At 49.7% G+C, this 14,372-nt stretch carries 10 protein-coding genes; 1 reads left to right on the top strand and 9 read right to left on the bottom strand.

Annotated features, from left to right (window positions below; all coding sequences use genetic code 11):
* Nucleotides 1–41: 41 nt before the first annotated feature.
* The 5 genes from QUA77_RS19225 to QUA77_RS19205 all read right to left on the bottom strand — a co-directional run bounded on the left by QUA77_RS19225 (nucleotide 42) and on the right by QUA77_RS19205 (nucleotide 6,399).
* On the bottom strand, nucleotides 42–3,137 hold the full coding sequence (locus QUA77_RS19225) for a methyl-accepting chemotaxis protein (RefSeq protein ID WP_333451864.1): 3,096 nt from the start codon (nucleotides 3,135–3,137) through the stop codon (nucleotides 42–44).
* A 147-nt stretch (nucleotides 3,138–3,284) separates the two neighbouring features.
* Nucleotides 3,285–3,818: a chemotaxis protein CheW gene (locus QUA77_RS19220; protein ID WP_039887356.1), complete on the bottom strand. Its 534-nt coding sequence runs from the start codon at nucleotides 3,816–3,818 to the stop codon at nucleotides 3,285–3,287.
* Nucleotides 3,818–3,964, bottom strand: coding sequence for a hypothetical protein (locus tag QUA77_RS19215; protein WP_333451862.1), 147 nt, complete (start codon nucleotides 3,962–3,964; stop codon nucleotides 3,818–3,820). The genes QUA77_RS19220 and QUA77_RS19215 overlap by 1 nt, the downstream gene beginning before the upstream one ends.
* Nucleotides 3,965–4,514: 550 nt before the next feature.
* A complete protein-coding gene (locus tag QUA77_RS19210; protein ID WP_333037496.1) occupies nucleotides 4,515–5,753 on the bottom strand; it encodes a response regulator in 1,239 nt (412 codons plus the stop codon).
* Between the two features lie 220 nt (nucleotides 5,754–5,973).
* Nucleotides 5,974–6,399 carry a hypothetical protein gene (locus tag QUA77_RS19205; RefSeq protein ID WP_333451860.1) on the bottom strand — a complete coding sequence of 142 codons (426 nt, stop codon included), beginning with the start codon at nucleotides 6,397–6,399 and terminating at the stop codon, nucleotides 5,974–5,976.
* Between the two features lie 982 nt (nucleotides 6,400–7,381).
* On the opposite strand from QUA77_RS19205, the gene hmpF reads away from it, so the two are divergent.
* Nucleotides 7,382–9,127, top strand: a complete 1,746-nt coding sequence (gene hmpF / locus QUA77_RS19200; protein WP_333451858.1) for a pilus motility taxis protein HmpF — start codon at nucleotides 7,382–7,384, stop codon at nucleotides 9,125–9,127.
* On the opposite strand, the gene tilS is transcribed toward hmpF, so the two are convergent.
* From tilS to QUA77_RS19180, 4 genes are all read right to left on the bottom strand, one after another.
* Entirely contained in the window at nucleotides 9,124–10,269 is a 1,146-nt protein-coding gene (gene tilS / locus QUA77_RS19195) for a tRNA lysidine(34) synthetase TilS (RefSeq protein ID WP_333451856.1), read from the bottom strand. The two genes, hmpF and tilS, sit on opposite strands and share 4 nt — an antisense overlap.
* Nucleotides 10,270–10,396: 127 nt before the next feature.
* Nucleotides 10,397–10,822, bottom strand: coding sequence for a KGK domain-containing protein (locus QUA77_RS19190; RefSeq protein WP_333451854.1), 426 nt, complete (start codon nucleotides 10,820–10,822; stop codon nucleotides 10,397–10,399).
* 282 nt (nucleotides 10,823–11,104) lie between these two features.
* A complete protein-coding gene (gene ccsB, locus QUA77_RS19185) occupies nucleotides 11,105–12,175 on the bottom strand; it encodes a c-type cytochrome biogenesis protein CcsB (RefSeq protein WP_333451852.1) in 1,071 nt (356 codons plus the stop codon).
* Between the two features lie 144 nt (nucleotides 12,176–12,319).
* On the bottom strand, nucleotides 12,320–14,372 hold a 2,053-nt coding region (locus QUA77_RS19180; RefSeq protein ID WP_333451850.1), incomplete at its 5' end, for a CHAT domain-containing protein.

Here is a 14,372-nt window from a genome sequence, read left to right as displayed (position 1 = left end):
TGCTTGTAAATCAGCCAGCAAAACAAGCATTAGACACTTAATTATTGTCTTTCTGCTGTTTCTACTCGGAATCTTTCCACCGATGTCAAAAGGTCGCGAGCAACGCCCACCAAGTTTTGCAAAGCACCCGAAACTCGCTGCGCTTCTTGGGAGGTTTCCTGAGCAGTTAGCTCTACTGCTTGCATAACAGAAGCTACCGCGCGAGCTGTTTCGTTTTGCTCTACAGTGTCGGCAGTAATCGATCGCACTAACACGTCAATTCGGTTAGTTACTTGAATGATATCTTCAAGCGATCGCTTCGCCTGTTCTGCCAATCTTGTCCCCTCAATAACCTGCTGCGTCCCTTCTTCCATGGCCGTCATTACCGCGCCGGTTTCGCTTTGAATTTGCATCACGATCTGTTCGATTTCTTTCAAAGACTTAGCCGATCGGTCTGCCAATTGTCGCACCTCGTCTGCCACGATCGCGAAACCCCTGCCCGCTTCTCCAGCTCTCGCCGCCTCAATACTGGCGTTGAGGGCCAACAAATTCGTCCGGGAGGCGATCGTCGCAATTAAAGCCACAATCTTAGAAATTTCTTGAGAAGCTTCCGCCAACCTCTTGACTTTTCTCGTGGTTTCTGCTACCGTTTCTCGAATTTCCAAAATCCCGGCCACCGTCCGCTCCACAGCCTCGCCTCCTTTCAGAGCCGTTGCCGCCGCGCCCCGGGCCACTTCTTCCGCCTCTCTAGCGCTCTCTGCGACCCGCTGAATCGCATCGGTGAGGACTTGCACCGAATTCAGCGTTGCCGCCAGTTCCTCGGCTTGCCGCAGCGCGTCGGAAGACAAATCGCCCGCAAACTTAGCACTATCCGTAGCGCCTTTGCTGACCTCCCGAGCCGCCTGTTTCACCTGATGGACAATTTCGCGCAGATTTTGAATAGTCAAGTTAAACGAGTCAGCAACAGCACCCAAAACGTCTGCGGTCACTTCCGCAGTCACCGTCAAGTCACCCCGGGCCGCTCCTTCCACGTCGTCTAGCAAGCGAATCACTTGGCGCTGCAAGTCTTCTTTTGCCTGTTCCTGCTCGTCAGACTTGCGCCTGGTATCGCTAATCGTGGTTTGGATAACCTTCGCCATGTGGTTGAATTTAGCAGCCATTTTGCCAAATTCATCTTCCGAGTAAACCGTAGCGCGAGCGTCCAAAGTTCCTTGAGATACCGCATCGAACTGAGCTTGCAAATTGTCCGACGACTTGCGTACCTGCTTGGCGATCAACTGGCCGATGCCCCAAGAAGTTAAAAAGCTGGTAAAGCCTGCGGCTGCGGTCATTACCCAGCCTGTTTGGCGCAGGTAAACGATCGCCTCGGGTTTGTCTTGCCGCAGAGCTTGATAGGAGGCAATGTTGGTGACGAAAGCCACAGCTACCAGAGAAACCAGTCCCGCCCCGATAGCCGTGTACAACTGTTTTGTAAACAAAGGGGCATTTTCCAAGAAAGCCAGTCCCCCCTGTTCTACTGTTACCGAAGTATCGACCGCTTCTGTTTCGGTGGGAGAAAAATTCGACACAGACGCATCAGCCGGGCCGCTTATGCTAAATATTTCGTCATCCCGAATTGCTGAGCCATCGCTGTTGTCAAAGTCCAGGCTGCTGCCGGTCGTTCCCATCATGCCGCTGGTCGAGTTGCCGAAATTGGTGTTACCTCTAGTCAAGATCGAACTGGTGGCATCTTCTGAGATATCAAAGTCCGGCAAATTCCCCAAATCGTCAAATTCGTCAAATTCGTCTAAAAAGTCGCTGTGTTCTTGAGCGTTCCCAGTTTTTGACGACCAGGCGCTGTCGTTCTTGTCGGACGCCCCGAAAGCTGTCGCTTGTTCGTTTTCGTCGAAAGAGAAAGAATCGCTAAAAGCGTCGTCTTCAAAAGCATCTAACTCGAAGTTGTCTCTAGAGCTAAATGCTGGGGGTTCCGAGTCGCTGTAACCGTTGCTGTTGGCGGAAGATCGATCAACTGAATTAAATTGTCCCCGGCTCGACCTTTGACTTTGAGAGTTAGGGACAGCACCTCCCATCAACAGCGTTTCGTCTTCCGCCAGCGAATAGTTTGATGAGTAGTCCGACCCGTTATTCGGCTGCTTGTTTTGAGGCCGAGAAGACCCGAAACCCGACGAGGGCATCGCCTCGGCAAACGGGTCTTCCTCTTCGGCCAGAGGTGCGTTATTACCGTAATTTTGGCCGCTCTGGGGCGGGGCTTGGAAATCGTAGTCGGAGTTCTCGTCGAATTCGTCTGGCAAATCGAGCCCAGCAAAAGGTTCGCCAAAATTGTCCGAGGGCCCGATGGGGGAGTCTAGTTGGTTCGAGTCGAAGGAATTCCCGGTTTCTGAAGAGGCAAAACTTTGACCGTTGAGCATCTGAGTCGGAGCTTCTGAAAACGAATCTCCTGAGTAAGGTGCGCTTTTCCCAGACACTTTGCTGCTAGACACGTCAGCAGCATCAAACCCTCCATCATCTAAGGCAAAAGGGTCTCCAAAGTCCGAGTCGGCAAACTCGTCTATGTCGTCTAGCGAGTCGGAGGTCTCAGCATAAGCTGCCATTCCGCCGCTGTCGCCACCAAACGGGTTAGAATGTGAGGCTAAATCTGGGACTGAGCCGGCGCCATCGTCGTCTTCTGCTTCCCACCCCAAGCCACTCATGCCCAAGTCTGCCAAGTCCTCGTTTTCCAGGTCGTCTGAGGATTGACTTCTATAGGAAAGGGATGGGGAATTGCCTTGGAAAAGTCCCAAATCCGGGTCTTCTAACCCTTCATCGAGAGATAAATCTGGATAGAATTCTAATTCAGTTTCAGCAGACAAAGCCTCGAAATTTTCCGTTTGTAGTTCTCCAGATAAAAATTGGTCTGTGTAGGTAATTCCGCTGTGAGCGTGTTCCACCAAACTCTGGTCGTCACTCAGGCCTAGCACAACCGTGTACTGTTCCCGCGCCACCTCATACTGTTGCAGTCCGTAGCAGTAAATGTGTCCGCACAGCAGGCGAGCGCTGGGGTCTTCGGGAAAATCTTCTACTAATTGATAAACTAGGGCTGCGGCTTCTGAATAATTGCCATCCATGTAGGCCGCTTCTGCCCGTTGGTAGTCCTGCTGAAAGTTGGTACTTGTTGCCATTTGCCGCCCTCTTTGGATTTTAGATTTTAGATTTGAGATTTTTGATTTTTATCTTGAATTGAATGTTTAGATGCGCGCCTCAAGTCGTGTGACTGTTGATGGTTAGACCCCAATCGAAAATCGCAAATCGCAAATCTAAAATCGATTTCACGCTGCCCACCGCGCCGAGCGCAGAATTTTCACTTGATCTAGCAGTCGGAGCACTTTCTGAGCTGGTGCACCTAACATCCATTCTCCCCTCAGAAATGGAATCATGCCGTCTGGTGCATTGTTCTGAGAGTGCAGTTGCTCTACGTCGAGCCAGTCCATCCCCACAATTCGATCGACTGCCAGCCCCAAAATCGTGTCTTGGTCTTCCACAGCCACGATCGGGATTTCGGGTCTATCCGTGTTCAGAGGTGTTTGGTCTCCCAGAAATTGACCGAGGTCTGCCACCCAAATCACTCGTCCTCTCATATTTAGCGTACCTAAAAGCAAAGAGGAAACGTTGGGGATCGGTGTCATGCGGTCTGGGGAAGGGGATAGTACCTCTCTAATCCCTGTCGCCGGCAGTGCGAACTCGTTCCCCGAAGGAACGTAGAACCGCAGGTGCAGCTCGCCTTCGGGAGTTTCTAGTTCTTGGAATTCCGGAGCCGGATCTACGCCTAGTCCTGGTAATATAAAGTCTGGGCTACCGCTAATCATAATTCTGACACCTGCATTTCTAGCAAATTGTTGAGGTTTCCCGCCAAGCAGAACCCGATCGAACTTCGATGGTCGAAACTTGACACAGCCAAGCTTGACACAGCCAAGGGGTGAATGGCGCGACTGCCGGAGGTGCTTGGCAATAAATTTGCTCCGTCAATAATTGACTGCCATCAATAAATTCGCGCGACCTTTGCTGACAAAGTAGCTCAAATCGACTACGAACATTAATTTGAAACCCCTAAACCTTCAATTTGTACTCCCACCGCCGTCTCAATTGGTAAAACTCTGGTTAATTTATGCGATGAATGCTAAACCGATACTCGGATTAGCGAGGAGTTGTTGGCATGGCTGGTGTCGCGACAATCATGAACGGAGTCACTTAAGACTCAGAATTGGACTCTCTGACTTTGTACAGAAATACCTAGCAATAAGTAGCTCTGTGCATCAGTTTTTCGGAGCGGCTGCAACTGGAGAACAAGTATATTATATTTGCACTTTGAGCGTGTTAGACCCACTTGGGTCTAGAAATTGAACAGAGTTTTACCGACGCCCTTATGCCAGCGCGCGGATTCATACATTCTAGTTTATGGTGCGATCGCCAATAGTACCCCCAGCTTTCTCTTTGTGGCGGCCGAGATTTGATTTAACCGCAGGTACAAAAAAGCTCCCATCAAGGCATGGGTGCAAAATTTATTTTTCTTCTAATTGGTCTTCTAGCGAGCGGTCTAATAATCTTTCCGAGAGATTGAGCCGAGGGTAGCCCGGGCCCACATATTTTTCTACCAGCATCAATAACTCGCTTTCACCAAAAGGTTTCGTGTAAAAGTCTGTAGCTCCAGCCATGCGGGCTTTAACGCGATCGATAAATCCGTCGATGCCCGTCAGCATCACGATCGGCGTCTGCCGGAAAGCGCTAGAACTACGCAGCATAGCGCAAATTTCGTAGCCGTCGAGTTCCGGCATGGCGATGTCACACAGAATTAAATCGGGTTTGAGTGGAAACACCAAACTCAGGGCTTGGAGGGGATTGCCGATCGTAGTAGCTTCGTAACCGTGTTCATTTAAAATTGACTCGACTGTTTTGCGAATAGTATTGTCGTCGTCAATACAGACAACTCTAGGAACCTTAGTTTCTGGGGACGACCATTCTTTTTTGTTGTTGGTAGGGGCAACAGAGGGTTCGTAAAATACTTGCACCAATCCCTGCTGCACAAAGGGGTAAATCGCCTTAGCGACAGTGAGCACGTCTCGGTTGAGGTAGCGCGCCATTTGGCGGATCGAAGTGTGCCCGTCGGCCCAGCGTCTGAGAGTATTAAAGGTATTGACAGGCAGCGCGACTCGCAGCTCGGAGGGGTCGGAAATCACCGGGCATTGGTTGGGCGACTGAATGTGAGGGTGAAACTGCTTCCACTGCTGCACCTGTTTGACAATCTTGGCCAGTAGCGAGCTAATTTCTAAGCTGGTCAATTGAGGAGCCAAAGCTGGGCCCATTTCAAAAGTGAAGGAACCCTGGTGGAGACTGAGTAAGTCAAATAGGGTTTCGTGGATCATGCTCTGGATGATGTTGCGCCCTTGAGCTGGGGTGAGAATGTGGTTTTCTAGCAGGGCCCATAGGTAGCCGTATTCTGGGGCATTGGTAGATGCCATATAGGGAACTTGGATTTTGTCGAGGGCGGTATCTGCTTTGTAGCGGCGCAGGTAGTCGCGCAAGCGAAACAAACTGCCCGCACTCTGGGTAGCGTAAATAATCTGACCGTTGAAGCAGAAGACATACCAGGATTGTCCTGCAAGGGAGCGCAGGGTAGGTTGAGTACCCGTGCTGCTGCCGGTGGAGGTGTAGGCCTCTACGAACAGTTCTCCGGTTCGCTGACCTAACTCAATCAATTGCAGGATGCTGCGGATGTCTATTTCACTCAAATTTCCCTGCATGCAGCTAAAGTATCCTCCTTAAAACCGTTGGCGTCTGAGCTCGGAAAGACTGTGTGCTGGCGAAAAGATTGACTTTTGTTTCCGTCAATAATTTACGCGCTGATGCCGATCTCACAATTGGGAATTGACGAAAGGGCGATACTTGCTGTCGCTCCTCGGCCGGGCTACCAGTCCACAAGCTGAAACCGCGAAACTCGCGGCATTCTCTAAGTGTAGAGTTTCACCTTGTATTCCCACGGCGTTGCCTAAACTCGTAGAATCCACACCGCACGATTGCACGGGTTCTTCGAGTGTGCAACGCTGGCATTCCCGACTGGTTCAAGTCTTCGATGGCTAAAGTTTTGAAGTTTTTGGCTGAGTATGCCGTCAGTTTATCCAACACATCTTGGCGTAGGTCAACTTCAAAATAGCGAGGATTCTCTGGTTTTACCGCTGCTACCAGCAGCAAGTGCCGAGCGAGGCCCGATGGCAACTTGAGGCTAGTCTGTTGGGTTGGATGAGTTGCGATCAAGGTTTTTTTTGGGTTTGCCACAGCCCTAAAATCAGGTGCAGTCAAAATGAACCTTTGTTGGCAATTGTCAGGAAAACCCTCAGTGCCGATCGACCTTTTTGCTCGCCTGCAGCGAGCGTCATAGGCTCGCGTCATTACCCTATTCTAAGGCAGCGCGGCTCAAATCCCTAGTCCGCCGGAGGAGGGCGCCGGCTTGGGGGCAGCGAGGGCTTTTGTGGCGATCGACCCCTAACTAAGTTGTGAAATCAATAGAAAGTTTTTTATCGAAACGCCAGAGGCCAGCCCAGGGCTAAGGACATGGGGATTTAGGCCTGGGGCTTAGTTGGTAGGGACTTTTAAGTCTCGTGAAACGATTGTGTTGCTAAAACCAGAGTGGTATAATCGGCACAGAGCAATTCGCCAGAGTAAGAATAATTTTCAAGCCATTGAAATATCCTAGAGGGCGAGCAACCCCGGTAACGCACTAATCCGATTAATTCGGAATAGTTAAAGGGCAAATAATTGCAGCATAGGTCACGTTCAACCTTAAAAATATGAAGGACTCAGCAAGTATGCGCTCCGGGATAAGTAAAGTTCTTTGAGTCAGTAGAGGGATATTTGAATGTCCCGTTGTCGTCTTAAAGGTGGGCAAGAATCCCCGGCTTTAGATGTGGGGAGGTTCAAGGACTGACCTTTTTCAGGTTTGGCCTATGGCAGTCTCCGCAGTGAGAGCTAGTCTTTAATCAAGCGGCATGGGTACTGCTGTCTCATTCCTCCAGACAACTGGCGGCGGCCGTACTTTATGGAAATTCTCCCGTGAGAACGTGCTATGCGTGAGTGCTGCTAAAGTTAGAAAAAAATGCTATCCCCCGATTGGGCAAACGATACCAAAAAGTAAGACTTAAGTGGCAAAAAGTTATCCTTACTTGCCTATACTTGTTTACTTTAGGTAAGTTGACTAAAAATCACACGCAGTGTTATCTTTAGTCAAGAACCTTTGGCTTAAGGGGGATAGCCTACTTATGTTGGAATTAGCCGTCTACCCAACAGCGTAGGAAGTAAACACCACTTATCTTTTAGGCCTTTAAGTAACTTAAAGTAAGTTGGGATAGGTTTTACGAAGCAGAGGACTATTAGTGTGCTGTATCTAGCGGAAGTACAAAAACAGAGAAGCGGCTTTGGTCTCGGTGGCGGTAAGGCTGAGCTGAAACTGCTAGCTTGTCAGCGAGGCGAACATAACTGGAGCGCCGTACCAGGCGATGACGCGATCCCAGTTGAGGAAGCTAATAAGTTTAACGACGGCACGCTGGTGCTGGTTGAGTTGAGCGCTAGCAAGCAAGTGCAGCGGATTCAGGAGGCGGCCCGCCAGTTGGTGAGCATTCTGCAAAATTTCTCGCGATTGCAGGATAAGTTTAAGGATAAGGAAGAGGAAATTGAACAGTGGAAGGCTTCTCTGACGTTTTCGAGTCAGGAACTCAATCGCCGGGAAATGGAAATGCAAGCCCGCGAAGAGCAGTTGGCTCAAATGGAAGAGGAGTTGGAGCGACTGGAGGCTCAGCGCTCAGAAATTGAAAATACTCGAGATGAAGCTAACCGACTGCGAGAAGAAGTCGATCGCAGTCGTGTGGAAATTGAGACGGCTTGGGAACAGTTGCGGGGCGAGCAGCAACGGGTGGCCCAGCAGCAGTCTGAGGTTCCGCAGGGGGCAGTAGTTGATGAGCAGCAGACCCAGAGGATTCAGGAGTTGATGCAGAAGCTGGGAGGGGCAATTGCTTCTGCCCAAGGGGTGCGGGAACAACTCAATCAGTCTTTTAGTGCCGTGGGCGCCCAACAGGCAATTCTGGATCAGCACTGGCAGCAGTTGGAGCAAAAACAAAGCATAGCTCAACAGCAACAAGAAGAGGTCGATCAACAAAATCAGAGCCTCCAAAACCGCTGGCAAGAGTGGTACCAATCTCAAGATGCTTTGGCCGGGGCTCGGGCGGAGCTTAAAGGGCAGCAAAGTACCCTCAGCGCTAAGCAGGACCAGGCTCAGTCCGTGTCTTTGCAGGTGCGGGCTGTTGAGGAGCTTTACCAGCAAGTTTCCAGGCTCGCATCTGCTTCGGGTGCTGCAGGTACGGAGCAGAAAGTAGATGTGTCAGCTTTGGAGAAGATGCCTGTTGATGAGTTACAGGGGCTGGTGCAACACCTGCAACAGGATTTGGAAAAGGTGTTCCGGTTTGTTAACGATCAAGAGGAAGAGTTGACTCTGCAGCGGGAGACAATCGAGGAACTGCAAGGGAAAATTCAAGCTGCTAGCGAGTACGATCGCATGGCTTTGGAAAATGAAATGGCAGATGAACTCGAAAGTTATCAGATGTTAAACGAAACTCTGGTGGGACAGCGCCTCCGGTTGCAGGAACGGGAAGATGTTTTAAAGCAGCATCAGGCGGTGCTGTGGCGGCGGCTGGGTACTGCTAATGCTCCAAAACAAGAGCGAGGAGATATTGATTTGGGACCGATTGTCGCACAGCTCAATACTCAGCGCCAGCAGCAAAGCCAAGAATTGCAAAGATTGGAAAACGAAATTCAGCAGGTGCGGGAAGGCATATCCCAAATTGAGGCAAATGTCAACCGCCAAAATGGGGAAAGTGAGGCGAAACGCTACGAACTCAAGCAGTTAGAGCAGAATTTGTTCAACCAGAAAGGTGCAGTGGCGCAACTCTGGGGCAGGCTGAATGTTTATCAAGAAATGTTGCAGCCGGTGCAGGACAATTTGAATGCGCTACGCCAAAAGCTGGAAGCGGTGGCGGGGGAACTTGATCGCGTGCAGGAGACGGGAGACGAGCAAGATCGGGTAGTTTCCGAGTTGCGGCAAGTCCTTTCGGGTTTGATAACAGCTTAAAATTTAATATCTAAAATTATCGAAGGGTGTTCGACTCGACCGATCGCTCCTCCAGGAAATGGATCGGTTTGCGATCGGTTGGGCGCTACGATTAAGCTGGTTAGTTTTTCTACGCTTTCAAAACTGGGCGCCGAGGGCAATATTTGTTGCAGTAGTTGTCGCATTGCCCGTCGCTGCAAGGCCAGGGGTGCTTCCCGCAAAACCGGGCGATTTATCTTGACGGGAAGTTGAAAATTCACCTGCGGGGTGTCTGAAATTGGAGACATTGCTCGCTGTAGCAAGTCGCTGGCTGCAAGTTCGAGATATTCTACGTCGGCGCGGAGGAGTTCGGCTGTTTGAGCTAGCGCTTGTTGGGCTTTTGGGTTGAAATGAGTTTCCAAATAAGGCAATAATTCTGATCGAATGCGGTTGCGACTATATTGCAAGTCTTGATTTGTGGAATCTTCCCAAATTGGTAGTTTTTGCTCTTGACAAAATTGACCTGTTTGCGATCGAGTTATTTCGAGCAATGGACGAACTAAATAGATTTTAGATTTTAGATTTTGGATTTTCGATTCGGAATTTTCATCCTGATTTTCCAATCTAAAATCGGCAGATATTTGGGAGTTGGGATTTTCGCCGGCATCCCTTAATCCAAAATCTAAAATCGGCAATCGAAAATCGAGCAGGGGCCGTGTCCAGGTGAGGGCAGAAAGTCCGTCGGCGCCACTGCCGCGAATCAGGTTGTAGAGAAGTGTTTCGGCGCGATCGCTGGCTGTGTGGCCTGTAACAATGTAGGGGTAGTTGTGGGCGATCGCAATTTCGGTTAAAGCTTGATATCGCCACTTTCTGGCGGCTGCTTCTGTTTTGGGGATGTCCGAGGCTGTTTCCAAATAATAGGATATTCCCCAGTTTCTAGCTAATTGTTCTACATGATTGGCCGAGGCTTGCGAGTCAGAACGCCAACGATGATCGCAGTGAACAATCGCTAGATCCCACCCCCATTTTGGCTGCAAATCTAGCAGTAATTTAATTAAACACAGAGAATCTTGTCCGCCGGATACTGCTACTAGCAAGCGCTGATTTGATGGCAATATTTGTCGGTACAGCAGCGTCCTGTGAACTTGAGCGTGCAGGTGCGTCCAATTGGAAGATTCAGCCATGAGAGCAGTTTTTAATTAAGCAAAAATAAGGAAGTTAGACAAGGATCAGTGTACGGAATTTAACCGATGGATTTTGAGCAAAGAAGGGGAAGCATCCCCCTCTCCCAATCTCTCAGTCTTTGCCTTCCTAGCTCCACATTCCTATACTTTGGGGGTCGCGGTCTGGATACCTAGAAATAGGAAAATGATTACTTATTTCTGTTGAGTCACATTGATTTAATGGCTCATCTATATCGGTTTGATTTGAGCTATCTACGGCGTAGTTTTGCACGGTGTCTGATCTTTCAGCAGCGGCAGGAAGGGCTTTTTGTTCTTTGATTGCAGGTTCGAGCGGAATGAACTCCAGACGCATTCTAAGTTTTCCTTTTGTCCAGTCTTTGCCAGCACTTAATAGCTCGCAATCCAGGCCGTCTGAAAATAATTTTTCGTCTACCAATTTCGCCTGCATAATTGCCATAAATTCGCTGACTTTGAATGTACATTGATACATCAAAGCGCTGGTAGGGGCAGACACAACATCGTCTTCTTGGGGAAATATTGGCGATTCGTCCATATTAATTGTCCTTATTTTAATGAAGGAAGTTCGGCAACGGATTTTGTAACGGATGTAACGGATGTAACGGATGTGAGGAAGACCGAAGCTATAAGAAGGAAGAAAGAAAGGTCTTCGGCGAAGCTGAGCGGGTAAAAAAAAGGGAAGAAGGAAGAGGGAGTTAATTATTAGAATCTCGCTGGTTGAGTAAGGTGGGAATTGCCCACCCTACAACCGGAGATGATATTAATCCCGATTTTTTGACTTATCCTGTTCTTCTTTGGCCCATTGGTGGATCAGGAATTAGAAAAACCAACCGTAGGAATGTAAACCTTTGCCTAACAGATTAACGCCTAGATAGCAAATCCAAACTACCACAAAACCTGTGGCTGCTAAAATTGCTGGGCGTCTTCCCTGCCAGCCACGAGTAATGCGGGCGTGCAGGTAGGCAGCAAATACCAACCAAGTAATTAGCGCCCAAGTTTCTTTCGGGTCCCAACTCCAGTAAGATCCCCAAGCTTCGTTAGCCCAAACCGCACCGGCAATAATGCCAACTGTCAGTAAGGGGAATCCTAAACCGATGATTCGATAGCTAATGTTATCAAGAGTTTCTGCTAGATTCAATCGCTGGGGCGAGAGAAGTTCTGCGGTTTGAGTTGGGGAGGTTGATGCGGTTTGAACGGTGGCTAATTCGAGCACTGCGGTGGTTCCCAAACCGTTATTGTTGGAGTTGAAAGAGGGTTCGCTGAAAGCTAATGCGCTGTCGGCGCTGGTTTCTGCATTTTGAGGTTCGGGGTTTTGAGGGCGTTGGAGGCGGTAGTTGCTGTTGCGATTGCTGTTGGTGCCGAAGGAACTACCGGTGAGTTCGATTTTTTGGCCGCGGGTGACGATTAAAAAGGCGATCGCCAGTAGCGCTCCTACCATTAAAGTTGAGTAACTGAGCATCATGACGCTAACGTGCATCATCAGCCAGTTGGATTTGAGGGCGGGTACTAGGGGCTCTGCAGATTGCATGGTGGCGGGCAGAGTCAGGGCTGCAAAGGCGGATATTGCCATTGCTACGGGGGATGTGGCTACTCCTACTAAGCGGGAACGACTCATTTTTTCCGCGACTAGGTGGATGGCGGTGATTCCCCAAACTAGGAAAAATAGGGATTCGTAGAGGTTGCTTAAGGGGAAGTAGCCGGCTTCTATCCATCGAGAACCGAGTAAAGCGGCGATGGATAGGTTGGCGACGGCCATTCCTGCGGTTCCTAGCGCTGACAGGTAGGGAATGCCGGGGAATGCTGCGCCAACCCAGTAAATGAGCATTGTTGAGAACAAAATGGCAAAGGAGATGTTGTCCAGCCAGTTCTGGAGTACGACCAGATCCATAAAAATTACTCCGGTAGTGTTTTTACTTATTTTTGCTAACTAGATCGATCGTACTGGGGTTGGGCAGTTTTGGGTTTGGGATTTTGAATTTTTGTGGCAATTATGAGTGATTGGCGGTTGTTGAGATGCGGGCGGGCGATCGAGTTACCAAGGATTGCCAATCATTCTAAAAGCAGACCAATAATAAGGATGAGAGAAATTCTGACTCCCCACGTTTGCCAATTCCGGAGGTAGCTGCAGATTGCCACCAGAAGTGTGCAGCATCCCCCCTTCAATTCGCACCTCTTGGCGCAACATCGCTAATTGCGCTTGCCGCAGTGCTTCTGCTTTAATCGGAGCAGTTTTTAACTGCGCGTAAAACTCCGACATCAATCCCAAACTGCCCTCGTCGCTGACATACCAGAGAGTCGCCATAGCCGATTTAACCCCGGCTTGCACGGCTAACCCGCCAAAGCCCAACTCGGCTTCTCGATCGCCCACAGCAGTCCTGCAAGCACTCAAAACTAACATTTCAACTTGCGGGCTGTGCCATCCCATTTGTCGTAACTGATCCAAACGCAATTTAGTATCCCACAACTGAATAAAGGATTGGCTAGGGTCTCCCGATCGAAATTCCGCGTGAGTAGCCAAGTGAATCATCCCAAAAGGCTGCTGCTGGCGCTGCGATTTCAAATTGGCCAGGGTGAAAGCTTCATTCAAGAAAGACTTACCCGGCCACTGCTGCGGCGTGATTGTCGATACTTCTATTTCGACCGCAGGCAAAGGACTCATCTCTGGAAATTGCGACGCCCCCATTGCCAGAACTTGGGTATTTTTGAAATTGGCCGCGCTGGTATCTGTCAAACTCAGACTCGGCATCGCTCCAAGACTGTAACGCTCTACCAGAAAGCCTTTGCCGTCGTGCAGGGCGCCCATAGGTATCGATCGCAACCCTATATCTGAGATAAAAGATAAATTCTCAATGCCTTTGGCTTGCAGTTCTGCTTCGAGCGGCGCTACCATCCACTGGTAGAGTTGCTGAGCCAAGGGCAAATAACTTTTAGTGTTGCGCTTTACCGGATTAGTCAGTTCATCGCGAAATTTCCGAACAGCTTCCATTACCTGGGCGCGAGAGGTTCCAGGGATGCGCTGGCGAACGGGCACACCTTCCGGGGTAATCACCATCATTTCCAGTTCGTCAGAGGCTTGAATTTGCTGTTCTACACGCAAGATGGACGAACTGCTGTAGGGCCGATCGACTGTAGAACCCCTGGGTACAAAGCTGATATAAATGAGAGCTGGTTTGATGCCTGTGGCTTGTTGGACACTGCGAAGGGTATTTTGGGCATCTTCTAGGGTGGCGATCGCATTTGTTGATGGCAAATTTAGGTAATCGGCAAACTCCCTGGTAAATCTCTCCTCCACGGGAAAAATAACGGCATCGACGTTAGTTGGCAAATTGGAAGCGTCAAGATTCGCAGACGCGGGAGGTGAAATGCGCTGTTGCAAGGAATTAGATATCTGGTTTTGCTCTTGCAAGCTGCGAGAAAATAAACGATTTGTGCTGGGTGGCTGGTTGGCTGCGATCTCCGGTCTCGGTATCGGTGCGAGATTTATGGGCGCAGCAGCAGGCGCAACCACTGGATTTTGAGTAATGGTCGGTGCTGGTGGCAAATTTGAGACTGGCGCTGGGTTTTGAGTAATGGTCGGTGCTGGTGGCAAATTTGGGACTGGCGCTGGATTTTGAGTAATTGTTGGTGCTGGTGGCAAATTTGAGACCGGCGCTGGATTTTGAGTAATTGTTGGTGCTGGTGGCAAATTTGGGACTGGCGCTGGATTTTGAGTAATTGTTGGTGCTGGTGGCAAATTTGGGACTGGCGCTGGATTTTGAGTAATTGTTGGTGCTGGTGGCAAATTTGGGACTGGCGCTGGATTTTGAGTAATTGTTGGTGCTGGTGGCAAATTTGGGACTGGCGCTGGATTTTGAGTAATTGTTGGTGCTGGTGGCAAATTTGGGACTGGCGCTGGATTTTGAGTAATTGTTGGTGCTGGTGGCAAATTTGAGACCTGCGCTGGATTTTGAGTAATTGTTGGTGCTGGTGGCAAATTTGAGACCTGCGCTGGCGTCGGCGTTAATGTTTGTGCTGGTTCCGGTGCTGGTGCTGGTGCTGGTTCCGGTGCTGGTGCTGGTGCTGGTTCCGGTGCTGGTGCTGGTGCT

This window comes from Microcoleus sp. K5-D4, from assembly GCF_036704575.1.
GTDB lineage: Bacteria > Cyanobacteriota > Cyanobacteriia > Cyanobacteriales > Microcoleaceae > Microcoleus.
The sequence above is the reverse complement of the archived record's forward strand: the minus strand, read 5'-3'. Positions and strand labels throughout refer to the sequence as shown.